The following is an 18,353-nucleotide window of genomic DNA, read 5'->3' as shown; positions in this document are numbered from 1 at the left end:
CCTTCATGAAAAGCAGCATCATTGTCGCCATGCTGGCGGTCGCCATTTTCGCGGCTCCCTGCGCCTATGACGCATTCTCGCCGGAGCCATCGCCGCTCGCAGGTCTCGTCGCGGTGTCGGCGATCTCGGGGTGATTTACAGCAATAATCCCGCCCAACCCCGTTTGCGGAACACTGTCGCAAAGGGTTGGGCGGGTGATGGCCGATTTTTGATCGTCAGGCTTTCACGAAGGCCAGCAGATCGGGGTTGAGGACATCGGCGTGGGTGGTCAGCATGCCGTGCGGATAGCCCTTATAGACCTTCAGCGTGCCGTTCTTCAGAAGCTTGACCGACAGTTCCGCGGAAGCTGCGATCGGCACAACCTGATCGTCGTCGCCATGCAGAACGAGCGTCGGCACGGTGATCGCCTTGAGATCTTCCGTCTGGTCGGTCTCGGAGAAAGCCTTGACGCCATCGTAGTGGGCCTTGGCGCTACCCATCATGCCCTGACGCCACCAGTTCTGGACCACACCGGGATAGACTTTGGCATCCGGGCGGTTGAAGCCGTAGAAGGGGCCGGCCGGGACGTCGAGGAAGAACTGGGCGCGATTATCGGCCACACCCTTGCGGAAGCTGTCAAAAACCTCGATCGGCAGGCCACCCGGGTTTGCCGGCGTCTTCAGCATCAGCGGCGGAACGGCTGACACGAGCACGGCCTTTGCGACACGGCCCTGCGGCTGGCCGAATTTGGCGACATAACGGGCAACTTCGCCACCACCGGTCGAATGGCCGATATGAACGGCGTTCCTGAGGTTCAGATGTTCGGCCACGGCGGATGCATCGGCGGCATAATGATCCATGTCGTGGCCGTCGCTCACCTGCTGGGAGCGGCCATGACCACGGCGATCATGGGCGACGACGCGGTAGCCATTCTGGACGAAGAACAGCATCTGGGCATCCCAGTCGTCTGAAGACAGCGGCCAGCCATGGTGGAAAACGATCGGTTGGGCGTCTTTCGGACCCCAGTCCTTGTAGAAAATATCCACACCGTCTTTGGTTTTGACGAATGATTCGGTCATGGGAAATACTCCTTCGTTCGGTGTTTTGGTAGTTTTTGAAAAAGCCAGCGATGGCATGGCCATGGCGGTGGAAAGGGTGGCGCCGACCAGCAGGATGTGCCGTCGGGAGATTGCCAGTTCGATCGGATTGTCGGTCATCTCGTTTTTCCTGCCTGCATGCGGAGAGAGGCGTGCACCGGAGGGTGCAGCTTGATGTCTTCAGAGCGTGCGGCGTGTCGTTTCGAACAGGAACCACGTGCGACGCTCGGTTTCGTCGATCCAGTTTTCGATCAGGCTGGTCGTGGCATGATCGTTATGGTCCGATGTCAGTGTATGTGTTTGCCGCAGGATTGCCGTCAGCTGCTTGTTGTCCTCGCGAAGCTCGGCGAGCATGTCGTCCGGCGTGACGAAATCCGCATCATTATCAAGCAGGCGCTGGAGACGGCCGATTTGGCCGATGGAGCGGATGGTCGTGCCGCCGATCTTGCGTGCACGTTCGGCAATATCGTCCGTCATCGCGAAGATCTGTGCGCCCTGCTCGTCGAGCAAGGTGTGGTAATCGCGAAAATGCGGCCCGGAAACATGCCAGTGGAAATTCTTGGTCTTGATGTAGAGCGTGAAAACATCCGCCAGAAGCGCGGTCAGCGCAGCGGAGATGTCGCGGGTAGCATCGGCGCCGAGATCGGTCGGCGTTGCGAGTGGAAGCTTGCGGTTTCTGGTGGCTGTAACTGTGTTCATGATCTTTCTCCTTGTGCAGTCGACCGCCCTTCACCGAGCGCCCGTCCTGCTGCTGTCTGATCGGCTTCAAGGATATGAAGAAGAACGACCCTGGAGAAATCGGCTGCTGGTACAGTCGATCCGATACTTAAGTGTAGTTTCTCCAAACGCGGGCACGGAGTAGCTTTTGCCCATCGCCCCGCCCTGCCCGAAGGGAGGCGATTGGCTCCTGGTAGCCAGCATCTCCGGTGTCCCCCTCCCTCCGGAGCGCGGATCTTCCCCTCGATCCGCTAAGGCCGTCTTCCCCGCCGGAGACGGCCTTTTTTATTTCCTGTCCCCGTCGAAGGCTGGCAACCTATGCATGGGTATTATGTTTACCACGCGTGCTTGCGGTTATTTATCTGTCTTGGAAACCCCGCTCAAAACCGGCTTCAAGGAGTTGCAGACATGGAAGATCAACGCCCGGACGGTATCGAACAATATGATCAGCCTGCCGGTGGCTGGGGGGCGCTCAAGGCGGTTGCGAAAACCCTCGCACACCAGCAAATCGTCGCGCAGGGTACGATGACGCTGCTCAAGGCGAACCAGCCGGAAGGTTTCGATTGTCCCGGATGCGCCTGGCCCGATCCGAAACACACGTCCTCCTTCGAATTCTGTGAAAACGGGGCGAAGGCCATCACATGGGAATCCACGGCCAAACGGTCCGGGCCGGAGCTTTTTGCGCAGCACACCGTTTCTGAACTGTGGGAGTGGACGGACCACAAGCTGGAGGATGCCGGCCGGCTGACCGTGCCGCTGTGTTACAATGCGCAAAATGACCGGTACGAGCCAATCGCATGGGAAGATGCATTCGGCTTGATCGCGAAAGAACTGAACAGGCTCGACCACCCAGATCAGGCCGAATTCTACACATCCGGCCGCACTTCCAACGAGGCCGCCTTCCTCTACCAGCTCTTCGTGCGCGCCTATGGCACGAATAATTTTCCCGATTGTTCCAACATGTGTCATGAGGCCACCAGCGTCGGACTTCCAAAATCCATCGGTGTTGGCAAGGGCACCGTGACGCTCGAGGATTTCGATTACGCCGATGCGATCTTCAGCTTTGGCCACAATCCCGGCACCAATCACCCGCGCATGATGACGACGTTGCACAATGCCGCCCGCCGCGGCGTGCCGATCGTGGTCTTTAATCCGCTGAAGGAAAGAGCGCTGGAGCGGTTCGCCGCTCCGCAGGACCCGGTGGAAATGGTTACGCTGTCATCGACGCCGATTGCATCCGCCTACCACCAGCTTCGCACCGGTGGCGATCTGGCGGCGCTCAAGGGCATCATGAAGGCAGTGTTCGAAATGGATGCCGAAAGCCTTGCGGCGGGTGGTGAAGGTGTGCTCGACCGTGCCTTCATTGCAGAACATACGGCAGGCTTCGAAGCGCTCCTGAGCGATATCGGCGACACGCCCTGGGAAACCATCTGTTCCATCAGCGGACTGACGAAGGAGGCGCTAAGAAGCGTCGCCGAAATTTACGTGAAAGCTTCGAACGTCATCATCTGTTACGGCATGGGCATCACCCAGCACGCCAAAGGCACGGGCAACGTGCAGCAGATCGCCAATCTCCTGATGCTTCGCGGCAATATGGGCCGGCAGGGCGCCGGAATAGCGCCCATCCGCGGCCACTCCAACGTGCAGGGAGACCGGACGGTCGGCATCACGGAAATCCCTAGCAAGGCATTGCTCGACGGAATGGAGCGTGCTTTCGGCTTCCGGCCTTCTGCAGAAAAGGGGCACAATGCCATCGAATCGATCGAGGCGATCGCTGCGGGGAAATCCAGGGCATTGATATGCCTCGGCGGTAACCTCGCTGTCGCCATGTCCGATCCGGGCGTGACATTCGAGGGAATGCGCAAGCTTGATCTTGCCGTCCACATCGCGACAAAGCTCAACCGCTCGCATCTCCTGATCGCCGGAACCTCCCTTATATTGCCGTGTCTCGGGCGCACGGACCTCGATACGCAGGCCTCGGGCCCCCAGGCCGTTACCGTCGAAGATTCCATGTCCATGGTTCACGCCTCGCGCGGTTTTCTCAACCCGCCGGGGGAACTGCTGAAATCGGAACCGGCCATTATCGCCGGCATCGCCAGCGCAACCCTGGGAAATCGCCACGGCATAGACTGGGACTGGCTGATCGCCGATTACGACCGCATCCGTGACAAGATCGAAGAGGTGTTTCCCGACTTTCGGGATTTCAACAGACGGGTGCGTATACGCGGAGGTTTCCGCCTTGACGTCGCGGCCTCCTTCCGTCGCTGGAATACGGAGAACGGCAAGGCCAACTTCCTCATCGCCACCGGCCTTGATGAAGATCCGCTCATCGGTAATCCGGATGCGCTCGTTCTGACCACGATCCGCAGCCATGACCAGTATAATACGACGATATATGGCATGGATGACCGCTATCGCGGCGTGTTCGGCCGCCGGGACATCGTTTTCATGAACCGGGACGACCTCGCAACACGCGGGCTGAAGGATGGAGACCGCATCGACATCCACGGCCTCGGATCAGATGGAGCGGGGAAGCATCTCGTGCGCGGTTTCACCGCCGTCGCTTATGACATCCCCAGAGGATCGGCGGCGGGATATTATCCGGAGATGAACGCCGTCGTCGCCCTCGGTCACTACGACCGCCTGTCCGGTACGCCATCCTACAAGGGCGTACCGATTACGATAAGTGCAGCCGGCGATTGATCGGCGATCCGGTTTCGTCTGCGATGAACAATCGCCACCCGGTCGCCATTCATTCAAAAATGGAGTGCATTTTTCAAAGTCGCAGCACAATATCCCCGATATTCCTTGCGGGCAGAAGCGCATGGGGACCAAGACCTATGTATAGGTTAGGTTGTGGTCAAAAAACCGTATTGTCGTGAAAAATCGCATCGGGGGAACAATGTCGATTGCGTCAACGATATTTCGCTCTCGCGAGCCTGGAGGCGGAGCACATCATCTCGCCTTCGGTCTGGCGGCCGTGGCGCTGGCCGCCATCGTGTTCTATATCGACACCTATACCGACATAGAAAGCGCAATTGCGGTGCTCTATGTGATCACGGTGCTGCTGGCCGCGCAGGCGATCACGCGCTTTGGCCTGATCGTGATCGCCTCTGCCTGTGCGATTCTTTCCCTTTTGTCCTATGCGATGACCCATGCGCAGGATGCCGATCTGCAATCGGCGCTTCGCCTCGTCGTCGCGCTTGCGGCCCTTATCGTCACGACGATGCTGCTTTTAAAAACAGAAACGGCCCGATTGGCGTTGTTGTCCATCAATGCGGCGCTGAAGGAGAGCGAGGAGCGTTACCGTTCGATTTTCGACCGCACGCGCGTGGCGCTCTGGGAACGCGATTATTCAAGGCTCCATGCCTTGCTGATGGGTCTCAAGCAGCAGGGCGTTGTCGATATGCGGGCCCATGCCCGCGCCAATCCGGGCTTTACGGAACAATGCATCGAACTCATCACCATCGTTGCCTCAAACGAAGCCGGCAAGGAGATGTTGGGTTATGATTCCTCCATTAGCGGCACGTTGAAACAGTCCGTCGTTTCTGCCCCCGACAAGTTCCTGGATACGCTGCAGGCGATTATCGACAATCGGCGCGTTTTTGAAGACAAAGTCGTTGTGCGCACCGAGGGCGGCGAAGAGAAGCTGGTGCTTCTTTCCATCAGCTTTCCCGCGGAAGCTTCCTCCTTCAATCGGGTGGTGGTGAGCATGGTCGATATCACCCAGCGGGAATTGGCCCTTCAGGCTCTCGCCGAGGCGCAGGCTGAACTGACCAGGGCGTCAAAGGCTGCGGCCGTGGGTGCCATGTCCGCCTCGCTGGCCCACGAACTGAACCAGCCGCTTGGCGCCATCGTCGTCAATGCGCAGACATTGCTGCGCTGGCTGGATCGCGATCCACCCGATCTCGGGGCCGCGCGCCGCTCGGCCGAACGCATGATCCGCGACAGCCAGCGCACCAGCGAGATCATCGAGAATACCAGAAGCCTGCTGGCCCATACCGGCGGCAAGGTTGAAACCTTCGAACTGGACGATTTCATCGATGAAACGCTGGTCCTCCTTGAACATGATCTGGCGCGCAGCGGAACGACGGTCAATGTCGAAAAGGAAAATACCCCACCCGTAAAGGCGGTGAGGATTGAATTGCAGCAGGTTCTTATCAACCTGCTCACCAATGCCATCCAGGCCATGGACGAGGCAGGCGTCAGCGACCGCACGATAATCGTGCGAAAGGAAAGCCAGGGCGCCGACAATATTCGCGTCACCGTACGGGATAACGGGCCGGGCATCGCTGCCGAGATCAAGGAAAAGCTGTTTTCGCCCTTCTTTACGACAAAGGCGACGGGAATGGGCATGGGCCTTTCCATTTGCCGCACCACACTGGAAACCCGCGGTGGTCGGCTGGAGGGTGACAACCACCCACTAGGCGGCGCGGTATTTGCCATTTCCATACCAATCAGCCCGGAGGTGGAACATGCCTGAGCCACGCAAGGCAGCCAAGGGGCCACCATCATCTCCGGTCGTGTTCATCGTCGATGACGACGTGTCGATGCGGGAAGCCCTTACCGATCTTTTTCGGTCGATGAAATTCGATGTCGAAGCTTTCGAGAGTGCGGCGGCTTTTCTGGAGAAAGCCAATCTCAATCGGCACGGCTGTCTGCTTCTGGATGTGCGGCTTCCCGGTATCAGCGGCCTCGATTTCCAGATGCAGATGGAACGTCTCGGCAACGGCATGCCGATCATATTCATGACCGGTTTCGGCGACATTCCCATGAGTGTGCGGGCGATGAAGGCGGGCGCCGTGGATTTCCTCACCAAGCCTTTCAAGGAGCAGGATATTCTGGACGCGGTGACGACGGCCCTGGAACGCGATGCCTCGCGGCGTCGCGAAAGCGAGCAGAGTGCCGCCGTCGCGTCTCTTGCCGGGCAGTTGACCCCGCGCGAGCGCGAGGTCATGGGCGCCGTCGTTCGCGGACTGATGAACAAGCAGATCGCTTACGAACTTGGAATCAGCGAAGTGACGGTGAAATTGCATCGAGGCAACGTCATGCGCAAAATGGAAGCGAGATCCGTTGCCGATCTTGTCAGGAAATCAGAGTTGCTTGGTTGGCGGCAGGGCCTACCTGTATCTTAGTATGGTACCATTTAAATGGGCATGGGCGCATAGAAGAGATCAAGAAAACTGAAAAGGTCGCTTCATTGCCCCCTGTACCCATTATTGCCGTCGTCGACGATGACCAAGCTATCCGCGAAGCCATGGATGATCTCATCATGTCCTTCGGTTACGAATGCCGACTGTTTTCCTCGGCTGAGGAATTCCTGAAATTCGAGGAGCAGGCGGCAATCGACTGCATCGTCGTGGATGTGAAGATGCCGGGGCTTTCCGGTATCGAATTGCAGAGCGAGCTGAACCGGCTCGGTAGTCATCCGCCGATGATCTTCGTGACCTCCTACGAGGATGAGCGCACCCGCAACGCCGCCTTGAATGGCGGTGCCTTCGCCTTTCTTCGCAAACCGGTCAATATCGGCGCTCTGATGGGCTGCCTGGAGTCTGCCCTCGGCCAACAGCCCTGACCGCATCGTATTTCACCCATCGTCGTTTCATGCTCGGATGCCTTGCCGTCTGGGCACACATTGCCGTTGTGCGGGTGAGATTTCGCGACCGCCAACCTTTCGCCAAATGAACCTCCGCATTAGGGAGACGTTGTGTCTTCCTGCTCATCCGTCCTGGCGAACTGTCGGGACTGATAGGCTGCGGCAGCCGTCTCGGGCGCCTTGCCGGCACCGACCTGTATACTTGGTTGAGCGAAGGCAATGCCGTTTTTCTGAAAGGCCTCGCGCAGCATCGCATAGGCCGAGCGGCGGATGAAACTTTGCTGGCTGGTCGGCACGGTGACCATGGCGAAGCTGATGGCGATCCCGTATTCGCCGAATTCCTCGACGCCCTTCATTTTCAATGGCTGGATGAAGAGGGGGCCAAGTTCCGGGTCGCCCAGCAATTCCTGGCCGATCGCCTTGCCGATCTTGCGGGCCTTCTCGATATCCGTGTCATAGGGCACGGTGACGGAAAATTTTATCTTCGACCAGTCCCGGCTCATGTTCTCGACCGCGCCGAGTTCGCCGAAGGGGACAGTGAAGAGCGGCCCACGGTGATGGCGAAGCTTGACCGAACGAAGGCTGAAACCCTCCACCGTGCCCTTGTAGTTCTTCGCCTGAATATATTCACCGACCCGGAAGGCATCGTCAAAGAGGTAGAAGATGCCGCTGATGACATCGCGCACCAGCGCCTGTGAGCCGAAACCGATTGCCACGCCAAAAATGCCCGCACCGGCTATCAACGGCCCGATATCGACGCCGAGTTGGCCGAGGATGACGAGACCTGCGATGATGGAAAGCGAAACCGCCAGCACATTGCGCAGGATCGGCAACAGGGTGTGAAGGCGGGTGGCATGGGTCTCCTCTGTGGGATTGTCCGTTTCCGCCCCGGCCGGGGCCGGCATGAGGTTGCGATCGATGGCCGCCTTGGTGAGATGCCACACCAGATCGGCGAGCAGCACTATGACGATGCTTTTCAGAAAACCGTAGAACAGGGCAACTGTCTGCGGATCGCCGTGGCCGATCATGTGACCGTCCATGTCCCAGACGGCGGCGATCCAGGCAATGGCAAGCCCGGTGATCGCCGCCCTCGCTCCACGAACAAGCAGGATGCTCCGGCTGTCTGATGCCGGCACGAGAAAATGGGCCGCGATGTAGCCACGCACGGCATGGCCGATGGCGCGCATCATTGGTGGAAGCAGGAGGATATAGACGCCGATCCAGAAAGCTGTCCTGAGATCGAGGCACCACAGCAGCCAGACACCGGCAAGATGAAGGCAAAGCAGGATCCTTGCCGCGATGCTTCGTTCAACCTTGTGCCAGACGAGTTCGACCGAAAGCCCAAGGATGATGCAGGAAACGAGAAAGGCAGACGCCTGAAGAGCGTCGGCATCAATTTCGAGGATCGTGCCCGTCGCCGTCGAGGCCGTCATTGCAAGCCCAAGGCCGACGATTGTCTTTAACCGCCCGTGAATTTCCGGATGGGCGGCATGCCCGATAGCCGTTGCCAGAAGGCGATGGGCGACGAATGCCAGCAGATAACAGGCGGCCACCAGCCGAAGCAGTGGCGGCCATTCGATCGCGAATAGCAAGGCCGCCATGAAAGCCGTGAAAACAACGGTCGGCAGATAGTGTTCGATGCCCTTGCCGTGATGTTGCCATTGCCAGTGGAAAAACCATTCCGCCGTCGTTCCGAGCGCAATGACCAAGAAAAGAATCATGGAGGCCATGGCGTGGCCGTTGCCCGTTGCGTCCGCCCGCAGGCGAAGGAAGGTGCGCTCGATTTCGCCGGGAATATGCGGCATTGCCGAGATCATGGTCTGGAAACGATCACGCGCGCGTTCCTCCCACGCCGCCATTTCCCGCGCCAGATCGCCCACCGAGGTTGCTTCATGGGTGCCGGTCTCGACAGGTGCTACGGCCCCGATTTTTTGTGCGGCCTGCGTTTCGATCCAGCGGCGGATTTCGGGATCCGCGAACAGCCGCATCAGATCATCGACCTTCTGCGGTGATGCCACGATGGGCGAGGCGGCTTTCTCCTCCGCATCCGGGAACGGCGCCTGCGCCAGGGCGGGAATTGTGCTGAGAAACACAAATAATGCCGCGAGCCATGTCATGAGTGCTTCCGCCATCTTCGGTGCAATAGGTCTTGCGGCGTAAGGTGCTTTCGCCATCCGCGCCGCAGGCTTCCATTCTTCACGATCCATCTCATGCACCCGTCTTCGATGGAGAAATAAGATGCCATGCCGGCGGCGTCGTCGCCCAGCCATACGAACGGGTCGCTCCTGCTGGCAACTCGGCGCATCCAGCTAACCTTTTGGCCTGGGCGTATAAATGATCCGGTTATATCGGCGTCCCCATGCGTCACGCTATGAGGTGACGGGCGCGTTTGCCCGTTACGCCACGATGCAGTTCAAATTGACGCTTGCCAGCCATAACTCAGACAATTATAGTCCGCGTTATGGCTCATATGACGGTAGGTGTGGAATACGGGTTGCATTGTCTCCTGTGGTTGGCGAGTTCACCCGGCGCTCCGCTCAGCAGTCGCGATCTGGCTGAGTTGCAGGGAATTTCCCCGAGCTTTCTGGCGAAGATATTTCCGAAGCTGGAGAAGGCGGGGATCGTGTCCGCATCCGAGGGGATCAAAGGCGGATATCTGCTGGCAAAGCAGCCAGGAGAGATCACCGTTCTGGAGGTTGTTGACGCCATTGAAGGCAGAAAGCCTCTGTTTGACTGCCAGGAAATTCGTGGCCGCTGCGCCGTATTTCGGCAGCGTCCGCCATCATGGGCGACCAAGGGCGTGTGCGCGGTCCACGCGGTGATGTTGCGTGCGGAGAAGGCGATGCGGGATTCGCTGGCGAGCCAGACTCTGGCCGATATAGCCGGCGATTTCGGTCGCAAGGCCCCGCCGGAATTCTCCGAGGATATCCGCCAATGGCTTGCCCTCAAGGCCAGTCGGCGGACCCGCCGGACCGGTGCGGCAGATGGGTCGTTGCCCTGACCTGAGAATGGAGCAGAAGACTGGATTGCCGGTCGGCGCCGAAGATACGGCCGCCGCGGCCGGTGGGCATGTGGTGAAGCGGGATGAAGGATACAGTCACTTTGGCCGATAACGACGCTTTTCACGTGTTGATGCGCATTCGACCTTGGCGCGATGCGGCTGGTGAGCCGTGCATCGTTGTGCCCGCAATCCGCCATTTCGGGAGATGATGAATGGCAACCTTGACTGCCGCTGCGGATGAACCGCTGGTTCTCGTCGTCGATGATGACGAGGACGTTCGCAACTCCCTTCAGGAACTCATGGAATCGGTTGGCCTCGGTGTCGCCTGTTTTTCCTCGCCCAGGGAGCTGTTGAACGCCGGCCTTCCCGACCGGCCGGGCTGTCTGGTGCTGGATGTGCGCATGCCGGGCGCAAGCGGCCTTGACCTGCAGCAGCAGCTTTCGACGCGTGGCGTCACGAAACCCATCGTCTTTCTCACGGGGTATGGTGATATCCCGATGACCGTGCAGGCCATGAAGGCCGGCGCTGTCGATTTCCTGACAAAACCGGTGCGGGACCAGACCCTGCTGGACGCCGTGATCGCCGGGATACAGCGCGACGTGGAACAGCGGGCGCAGGCGGAAAATATCCACCAGCATGTCACCCGGTTTGAGACCCTCACACCCCGTGAACGCCAGGTCCTCGGTGAAGTGGTACGGGGTCGCCTCAACAAGCAGATAGCTTTCGAACTCGGGATAAGCGAGATTACGGTGAAGCTCCACCGCAGCAATGTGATGCGCAAGATGCGGACGACCTCCGTTGGCGAACTGATCCGCGCCTGGGATTCGTTGCCCTCCAGCTTGCGTGAAAAGCCGCAGGCCTGAGCCTGAACAACGCCGCCTTGTTTACGGTCGTCATGCCCGTGGCCCTTGCCCGGGCGTGAGGCAGCGCCTTGTCGCGGGCTGTCTGCATCGGGGTCAATCGAGGCATCTAATCGCCCGATCTATCCTACCTGTACTCTGGGACTAGGTGGCCGATGCCTCCGTTCGATAGGCGAACGGCCTGCCGTGACGCATTCTCGCCAACGGAAACAGCTTCGCCTGCCGAAGAGGCGCCTCGGCAAAGGCACGCCGGCAGCGGTTCCGGAAACCCAGATCAAACTTGAAACCAGGAGATTGAACATGAAAATCGTCGTTATCGGAGGGACCGGCCTCATCGGTTCGAAGACTGTCGAACGGCTTCGCAAGAAGGGGCATGAGGTGCTTGCCGCTTCTCCGAATTCGGGTGTGAACACCGTGACGGGAGAAGGCCTTGCCGGCGCATTGGCCGGCGCGGATGTTGTCGTCGATCTGGCGAATTCGCCGTCCTTCGAAGAAAAGGCCGCCATGGATTTCTTTGAAGCGGCCGGCCGCAATCTTTTTGCAGCAGAAAAGGCCGCCGGCGTTCGTCACCATGTCGCGCTGTCGGTTGTCGGCACCGACCGCATGCAGGAGATGGGATATTTCCGCGCCAAGCTGCGCCAGGAAGAGCATATTCGCGAGTCGGGCGTGCCTTACACCATCGTGCATGCGACGCAGTTCTTCGAATTCGTGGGCGCCATCGCCCAATCGGCCACCGAAGGCACGACTGTTCGTGTGCCGTCCGGCGCATTCCAGCCGATCGCGGCAGACAATGTCGCCGACGCCATGGCTGACGCGGCACTCGGGGCGCCGGTGAACGGTGTGATCGAGATCGCCGGTCCAGAGCGCGCACCGATGAACGAATTCATCGCGCGTTACCTCAAGGCCACCAACGATCCGCGCAGCATCGTCGCTGACCCGCGCGCCCGCTATTTCGAGGTTTCCATCGACGACCGGACCTTGGTTCCTGATGACGGCGCCCGCCTCGGCGCTATCCGCTTCGAAGACTGGCTGGCGCTCTCCGCCGCCCAGAAAAAATAAGCGGCTCCCGCCCGCAAAACCCTATCGGCTCCGCCGGTCTTTCGGGACCGCGGGCCTCCATTTCCAGGAGACGAAAAATGATCAGAACACTTCTCTGCGCAACCGCTCTCGTCTTTGCTTCCGTGGCTGCGGCCACGGCGCATGACACCAACCGCGGCGAAAACGTAAAGGTGGTCTATGACCAGCCGTTGCCGAATGTGCCGGGCAAGAGCTTGAAGGGCGTGCTCGTCGAATATGCCCCCGGCGGCACGTCGCCGGCCCATACGCATCCCAATTCCGCATTCATCTACGCGACCGTTCTTGAGGGCGCGATCACCAGCCAGGTCAATAATGGGCCGGTGACCATCTATCGTGCCGGCGAGAATTTTTCCGAATATCCGGGCGATCACCACGCCGTCAGCGAAAATGCAAGCAAGACGGAGCCCGCACGCCTGCTTGCCGTGTTCGTGGTCGATACGAACGAAACCAATCTGACCGTCTACGAAAAATAAGCCGACTGCGAAGAGTGCGATCCTCGCCGCACTTTCACAGCGGGATGGCGCCGGCAAGCGGCGCCATCCCGGTTCCAATCACAGTCAAATCGATAGTCCCGGCTGCGCCAGTGAGCGCCGTCAGGAGGAATTCATGCGTATCGAAAAACTCTATCCCATGACGTCGGCGCGCCTGATGGTGATCGACATTGCCGCCACGCTGCGGGTGGCAGCCCAGACGCTTTCCAACCCGGGAATCGGTCTCGCCGTCGTCCGCGAACAGGGCGGCAAGGCGGCGGGTGTGCTCAGCAAGTCCGACCTCATCCGGCATCTGATGGATGGGGAGCAGGGGGCGAGCGTCGAAGCGCTGATGAGCCGGAACATCATTTCCTGCAGCCCGGCCGACGAATTGCAGACGGCATGGCAGGTGATGGTGGACAATCGCGTCCAGAACATGCCGGTCCTTGATGCGGATGCAAGGCCACTCGGTGTCCTCGATATGCGCGATGCCCTGAAAGTGCTCTTCGAGCAGGAACAGCTGCAGGAACACATGCTGGCGAATTACATCGCCGGCATCGGTTACTGACCACCGGAGACCGGGAGGACCACGATGCTGCAGGCATATATGGGTGAAATCGCCGCTGCGCCGCTGGCATGGCTGATCATTCTCGGCCTTGCCGGAATGGCAGTGTGGAAGCGCATCGGTCCGCTGCGCTCCAATCTGCGGCTTGTGGTGCAGATCGCCTTTTTCGGGGCGATGACCTCCGTTCTCGTTCTTGGAAAAATTCCGCTCGGCCCACCGAAAGACCTGTGGGCCGGCGATGAGCATGCCGTTTTTATTGTCTTTGCCCAATTGTTGTGGTGGCTCCATCTCTCCTGGGCGGTTATCGGCTTCGTGCGGATCTATCTGGTCCTGGAGGGCAGGCCGCGCGAGGCGCGTCTGTTGCAGGATATCGTCGTCGGCGTCGTTTATGTGTGCGTTACGCTGTCCGCCCTTGCTTTCGTGTTCGGCGTTCCGGTCGGGACGCTGGTCGCAACGTCCGGCGTCATCGCCATTGCCCTCGGCCTTGCCCTGCAGAACACGCTCGGCGATGTCTTTTCCGGCGTCGCTCTCAATCTCGGCCATACCTATGCGCTGGGCGACTGGCTTCTTCTTGAGGACGGCACGGAAGGGCGGGTCATTGCCAGCACATGGCGTTCGACGCAGATCCTGACGGGGGCGAACAATATCGTCGTTCTGCCCAACAGCGTTCTTGCCAAGCTGAAGCTGACCAATGTCAGCCGGCCCGACGAAACGCATCTTCTCAAGATGACGGTGCGGCTGGTGCCGACACATGCCCCATCCATCATCGAGGAGGCCATGACGACGGTTCTGGCCGGTTGCAACTCGATCATGAGGGAGCCACCGCCGCTGGTTTCCCTGAGCGGTCTGGATGCCACCGCTCTGGAAATCCATCTGTTTTTCCGGGTGAGCAATCCGATGCTGCGAATAAAGGCCCAGAATGAGGTGATCGACCGGTTCTATCGCCATTGCCGATCCATCGGATTGCAGCTCGCAATGCCGCCTTCGGCGATCGCCATCCTGAACGGCGTTGCGTCGGCGGAAATCTCCCGGGGGGCTGAAGCCACCTTGCAGGAGGTCATAGACGAAAATCCGTTCTTCTCAAGGCTGACCGGCGCCGAAAGGGAAAAACTGGCGCAGTCGGGCAGCGAACGCGAATATCGCCAGGGTGACATCATCGTTGCGCAGGGGCAGGCCTTGCCGTCGATGATGATCATCCGCACCGGCGTCGTCTCGATGCAGCACGGCGAACAGGAAAAAAGACGCCTTTCGCCGGGGGATTTCTTTGGCGAAACCGGGTTGCTTGCGGGAATGGACGAAGCCTACACCTTGCGGGCGCTGACGCGGGTCACCGTTTACGAAATCGATCAGAAAAGTTTTGCGGGCCTTCTCGCCGACCGTCCGGCAATAGCCGAGGAGGTTGCGGCAATGCTGTCGGCAAGCTCCGGTGACAGCGGCCAGCTGCCGCTTACGGAGGCGAAACACCAACGCAACGCCTCCGCCTTCCTGAAATCGATCCGGACCATTTTCAGCACCTGAATGCAGGAATGATTGCTACGGGAAATGCGCCGGCGACCCGCGCCTGCGCGCGGCAGTTGCCCGCCAAATCCTTGCCCTATCCTTCGGAACAGGTGTTCTTGTGGCAAGCTCCGGTATACCGTTCTCACCAGATAGCTGTGCTGCCATCTCGGTTCAATGCGCATCACGGCGATCTCAAACAGAATGGGATCGGGTTGAGGCATGTCGAGGTCTGCGGGAAGGTCGGGGATGGATAATGCGGGATCGGCAAGGCCACCCGATATCGATGCCGTTGAGGCGGCGAAGGTCGTCGAGCGCATTATCGGCAACGCCTGGGCAACCGATACCGACGGCAATTTCATTTACGTAACGCCGGCCGCACTCGCCTTTTTCGGCATAAGCCTTGAAAGTCTCAATTCGCAATCGGGTGACAGCGCGTTCGGCTGGAAGGGTGTCATCCACCCGGAAGATTACGAGTCGGCTGCCGCCGCCTGGCGGCGATGCCTGCGGACGGGCGATCATTACAATGTCGAGCACCGGATGTTGCGTGCCACGGGTGTCTATGGCTGGGCGCGTAGCACCGGTCAGCCGCTACGCGACGGCAACGGCGTAATCCTCGGATGGTACGGCACGGTGATCGACATGGCCATGCCGTCCGGGGAGGAAAATCGCGACGATACCTCCGCCGGTCTGTCTCCGCAGGATGTTCTCCGGTCGATGGACACGGTCCATCCTCATGACCGCGCGGCTGTCGAACAGGCGGCGGCACGCGCCTTCTTTCACGGCATCCCGCAGGTCGGAAGTTACCGCCAGCTTCAGGCGGATGGCAGCTATCGCCGGGTCGAATTCCGGCTTGAGCCGGAAAACGGCGTCGGCGTCGATGTCGATCCGGCAGTGACGCGGCAGGGCGAGCCATGGATGAGGGCCAGTTCCCTCGGTGAGACGCGCAATGCGGTTCAGGCCGCTCTTGCCATCGAGAAACTCTATGGCGACGCCTGGGCGATCGACGCGATCGGGCAATTTACCTATGCAACGCCCACCTTGCAGACCTCGATCGCCATGGGGCTCGACGACCTTAATGCTCTCCTGGACGGCAAGCCGTTTCTCGACGGCGGCAGGCAGGGCTGGCAGGGCGGCATCCACCCCGACGACAGCGACAGGGCGGCGGAAACATTGCGCCGTTGCCTCAGGTCGGGGGAGCACTGGAACTGCGAATACAGGGCCCTGCGTGCCGGTGGCAGCTATGTCTGGCATCGGGCCGCGGCGCGCCCGACGCGTGACGAGCAGGGCCGGATCACGGGATGGTATGGAACCGCGCTGGATATCGATGTCTATAAGCGGACCGAAGCGGCACTTCGCGAACGCGAACGGCAGCTGCAATTGCTGATCGACACCGTGCCGGCGCTGATCTGGAGCACGATGGCCGACGGAACGCCGGCCTATGTCAACAGGCAGTTCACGGAAGTAACCGGCGCCACGCTTGAGGATATCACGGCGCCAAACGGGTCGCCATCGCTTGGCGTCGTTCATCCGGAGGACAGGGCGGCGGCGCGGGAGGCCTTCCTGCGTTGCGTAGAGGCCGGCGTTCCCTATCTTCAGCGATATCGCCAGCTTCGGGCCGGCGGCGGCTATCGCTGGACCGAAACGCGCGCGGAACCGTTGCGGGATGAGATGGGCACGATCATCCACTGGTATGGCGTGAGCTCCGACATTCATGACCTCATTACCACGCAGGAAGCGCTGCGCAAAAGCGAGCAGCACCTTCAGCAGCTTGTCGAAACGCTGCCGGCGCTGATCTATTGCGCCCTGCCGAACGGTAAACCCATCTATCGCAGCCAGCGTCTGCGCCAGTATCTCGGCTTCAACCTTGAAGATACTGACGGTTTCGGAAAATCCCGGCTGGATGGCACACTTGACGCGGTCATCCATCCCGATGATCTCGCTGTCGTGAAAGAACGGTATGGCCATTCGCTGGCGACCGGTGAACCCTATCTGCTGCGACACCGGCTGCGGCGTTTCGATGGCGTCTACCGCTGGGTGGAGACCCGCGCCTCAGCCATGCGCAATAGCGAAGGCGAAATTGCGCAGTGGAACGGCATCTGCCTTGATATCGAGGATCAGGTGCGGGCGCAGGAGGAGCTGAGCCGAGCCCAGGAAAACCTCACGCGTTCCAGTCAGGCGGCGAGCCTTGCAGAATTGTCGGCTTCCATCGCGCATGAGGTGAACCAGCCGCTCTCGGCGGTGATGAACTATTCCAGCGCCTGCCAGCGCTGGCTCACTGCCGAACCGCCAAATATCGAACGCGCGCAGAAAACGCTGCAACGTATCGTCCAGAGCGCCAATTCCGCGGCCGATGTGGTGGGCCGCATTCGCGCGCTCTTCAGGCAATCGACGGATAAGCGGGACAGCACCGAGCTTGGCGCCGTCGTCAGGCAGGCACGCGACCTGCTTGCGGAGGAAGCGGGCCGGCGGCGCATCAGGGTGGATATCGAAGGGGAGAGCGGTCTTCTGGTCGTCCCGTTCGACCGGGTCCAGATCCAGCAGGTGCTGGTCAATCTCATGCGCAACGGCATGGATGCCATGGCTTCCGTTTCGAGCGACCGTGTGCTCCAGGTCCGCGCTTTCCGGGCGGGCGACATGGTGCGGATAGAGGTCCGGGACCGGGGGAGGGGCGTTCAGTTCCCCGACCGGATTTTCGAGCCCTTTTTCACCACCAAGGATCAAGGCATGGGCATGGGCCTTGCAATCTGCCGGTCGATCGTCGAAGCGCATGATGGTCAATTATGGGCGGAAAAGAACGAACCGCGCGGCGCCAAATTCGTTTTCACCCTGCCGCTCGACATAGCAAAGATGCCGTGATCCGGTAGCCGGTCCGGAGGGAGGACGGTATGAACAGGCCTGTGGTAGCGATCGTTGACGACGACGCAAGGGTGCTTGCTTCTTTGGTGGAACTCCTGGAATCGGCGGGATATGCAACTTGCAGCTTTCTCTCGGGCGAGGCGTTGCTGGCCTTCGGGCTTCAGGGCGTGGATGTGTTGATCACCGATATCGGCATGCCCGGCGCCGACGGTTTCGAACTCCGCGATCTCGCAAGACAGGCAAACCCGGAATTACCCGTCTTCCTGATTACCGGGCGGCACGAAATCGCCGACCGGCCCCGGCCCCGGGGCCTCGGCGGTTTTCTTCGCAAACCTTTCGACGGAGATGCCCTGCTTGCGGCCGTTCGCGACGTCCTGGATGCCGGGCGGAGCTGAGCCCAATCCGTATTTGCCAAAACTTGCCGCGGCCCACGACATCATAGCTGTTGCAGCGGTTTTGGTGGCGCGGAAAGCCTGTCGCCTTCCCCTGGGAGACCAAGAGTACGAACGAGGCCGCCCGTCTTGATGGCAAGCGATCACGACCTGTTTCATGGCCCATCGCCGAAAGGTCAGGGTGGCCATGGCGCAATGCTCGGTCTCGTAAACGAACGGGACAGTCAATCCTGTTCCTGGGGT

The 18,353-nt window shown here is 60.0% G+C and carries 16 protein-coding genes; 13 read left to right on the top strand and 3 right to left on the bottom strand.

Translation table 11 applies throughout. The features are described 5' to 3' along the window. Nucleotides 1-5: 5 nt before the first annotated feature. Entirely contained in the window at nt 6-134 is a 129-nt protein-coding gene (locus QD336_RS19600; RefSeq protein ID WP_499171824.1) for a hypothetical protein, read from the top strand. A gap of 81 nt (nt 135-215) precedes the next feature. Here the strand turns inward: QD336_RS19600 and QD336_RS19595 are convergent, their stop codons facing one another. Together QD336_RS19595 and QD336_RS19590 are read right to left on the bottom strand one after the other, a co-directional pair. Continuing rightward, nucleotides 216-1,196 carry an alpha/beta fold hydrolase gene (locus tag QD336_RS19595; RefSeq protein WP_499171823.1) on the bottom strand — a complete coding sequence of 327 codons (981 nt, stop codon included), beginning with the start codon at nt 1,194-1,196 and terminating at the stop codon, nt 216-218. A gap of 60 nt (nt 1,197-1,256) precedes the next feature. After that, nucleotides 1,257-1,775, bottom strand: a complete 519-nt coding sequence (locus QD336_RS19590; protein ID WP_269344777.1) for a Dps family protein — start codon at nt 1,773-1,775, stop codon at nt 1,257-1,259. 426 nt (nt 1,776-2,201) lie between these two features. Between QD336_RS19590 and QD336_RS19585 the strand changes: the two genes are divergently transcribed. From QD336_RS19585 to QD336_RS19570, 4 genes are all read left to right on the top strand, one after another. Continuing rightward, on the top strand, nt 2,202-4,496 hold the full coding sequence (locus QD336_RS19585) for an FdhF/YdeP family oxidoreductase (protein ID WP_499171822.1): 2,295 nt from the start codon (nt 2,202-2,204) through the stop codon (nt 4,494-4,496). Between the two features lie 199 nt (nt 4,497-4,695). Beyond that, a complete protein-coding gene (locus tag QD336_RS19580; protein ID WP_269344779.1) occupies nt 4,696-6,276 on the top strand; it encodes a sensor histidine kinase in 1,581 nt (526 codons plus the stop codon). Then, nucleotides 6,269-6,928 carry a response regulator transcription factor gene (locus QD336_RS19575; protein WP_269344780.1) on the top strand — a complete coding sequence of 220 codons (660 nt, stop codon included), beginning with the start codon at nt 6,269-6,271 and terminating at the stop codon, nt 6,926-6,928. Before QD336_RS19580 ends, QD336_RS19575 begins: the two co-directional genes overlap by 8 nt. Nucleotides 6,929-6,993: 65 nt before the next feature. Beyond that, the gene (locus tag QD336_RS19570; protein ID WP_269344781.1) at nt 6,994-7,368 is read left to right on the top strand and encodes a response regulator transcription factor; all 375 of its coding nucleotides are present in this window, start codon (nt 6,994-6,996) and stop codon (nt 7,366-7,368) included. Between the two features lie 119 nt (nt 7,369-7,487). Here the strand turns inward: QD336_RS19570 and QD336_RS19565 are convergent, their stop codons facing one another. After that, on the bottom strand, nt 7,488-9,506 hold the full coding sequence (locus QD336_RS19565; protein ID WP_269344783.1) for a mechanosensitive ion channel family protein: 2,019 nt from the start codon (nt 9,504-9,506) through the stop codon (nt 7,488-7,490). A 344-nt stretch (nt 9,507-9,850) separates the two neighbouring features. Between QD336_RS19565 and QD336_RS19560 the strand changes: the two genes are divergently transcribed. The 8 genes from QD336_RS19560 to QD336_RS19525 all read left to right on the top strand — a co-directional run bounded on the left by QD336_RS19560 (nt 9,851) and on the right by QD336_RS19525 (nt 18,113). Further along, nucleotides 9,851-10,390: an RrF2 family transcriptional regulator gene (locus tag QD336_RS19560; protein WP_269344785.1), complete on the top strand. Its 540-nt coding sequence runs from the start codon at nt 9,851-9,853 to the stop codon at nt 10,388-10,390. Nucleotides 10,391-10,602: 212 nt separating this feature from the next. Beyond that, nucleotides 10,603-11,253 carry a response regulator transcription factor gene (locus tag QD336_RS19555; protein ID WP_269344787.1) on the top strand — a complete coding sequence of 217 codons (651 nt, stop codon included), beginning with the start codon at nt 10,603-10,605 and terminating at the stop codon, nt 11,251-11,253. Nucleotides 11,254-11,550: 297 nt separating this feature from the next. Beyond that, entirely contained in the window at nt 11,551-12,309 is a 759-nt protein-coding gene (locus QD336_RS19550; RefSeq protein WP_269344789.1) for an SDR family oxidoreductase, read from the top strand. A 77-nt stretch (nt 12,310-12,386) separates the two neighbouring features. Beyond that, entirely contained in the window at nt 12,387-12,800 is a 414-nt protein-coding gene (locus QD336_RS19545) for a cupin domain-containing protein (RefSeq protein ID WP_269344791.1), read from the top strand. A 133-nt stretch (nt 12,801-12,933) separates the two neighbouring features. Then, nucleotides 12,934-13,365, top strand: a complete 432-nt coding sequence (locus tag QD336_RS19540) for a CBS domain-containing protein (protein WP_269344793.1) — start codon at nt 12,934-12,936, stop codon at nt 13,363-13,365. A gap of 24 nt (nt 13,366-13,389) precedes the next feature. Next, entirely contained in the window at nt 13,390-14,880 is a 1,491-nt protein-coding gene (locus QD336_RS19535) for a mechanosensitive ion channel family protein (protein ID WP_269344795.1), read from the top strand. Between the two features lie 228 nt (nt 14,881-15,108). After that, entirely contained in the window at nt 15,109-17,718 is a 2,610-nt protein-coding gene (locus QD336_RS19530; RefSeq protein ID WP_269344796.1) for a PAS domain-containing protein, read from the top strand. Between the two features lie 29 nt (nt 17,719-17,747). Then, the gene (locus tag QD336_RS19525; protein WP_269344798.1) at nt 17,748-18,113 is read left to right on the top strand and encodes a response regulator; all 366 of its coding nucleotides are present in this window, start codon (nt 17,748-17,750) and stop codon (nt 18,111-18,113) included. The last annotated feature ends 240 nt before the right edge of the window (nt 18,114-18,353 follow it).

It is taken from the genome of Rhizobium sp. BR 250, from assembly GCF_047445855.1.
GTDB classification, from domain to species: domain Bacteria; phylum Pseudomonadota; class Alphaproteobacteria; order Rhizobiales; family Rhizobiaceae; genus Agrobacterium; species Agrobacterium tumefaciens_I.
The sequence above is the reverse complement of the archived record's forward strand: the minus strand, read 5'-3'. Positions and strand labels throughout refer to the sequence as shown.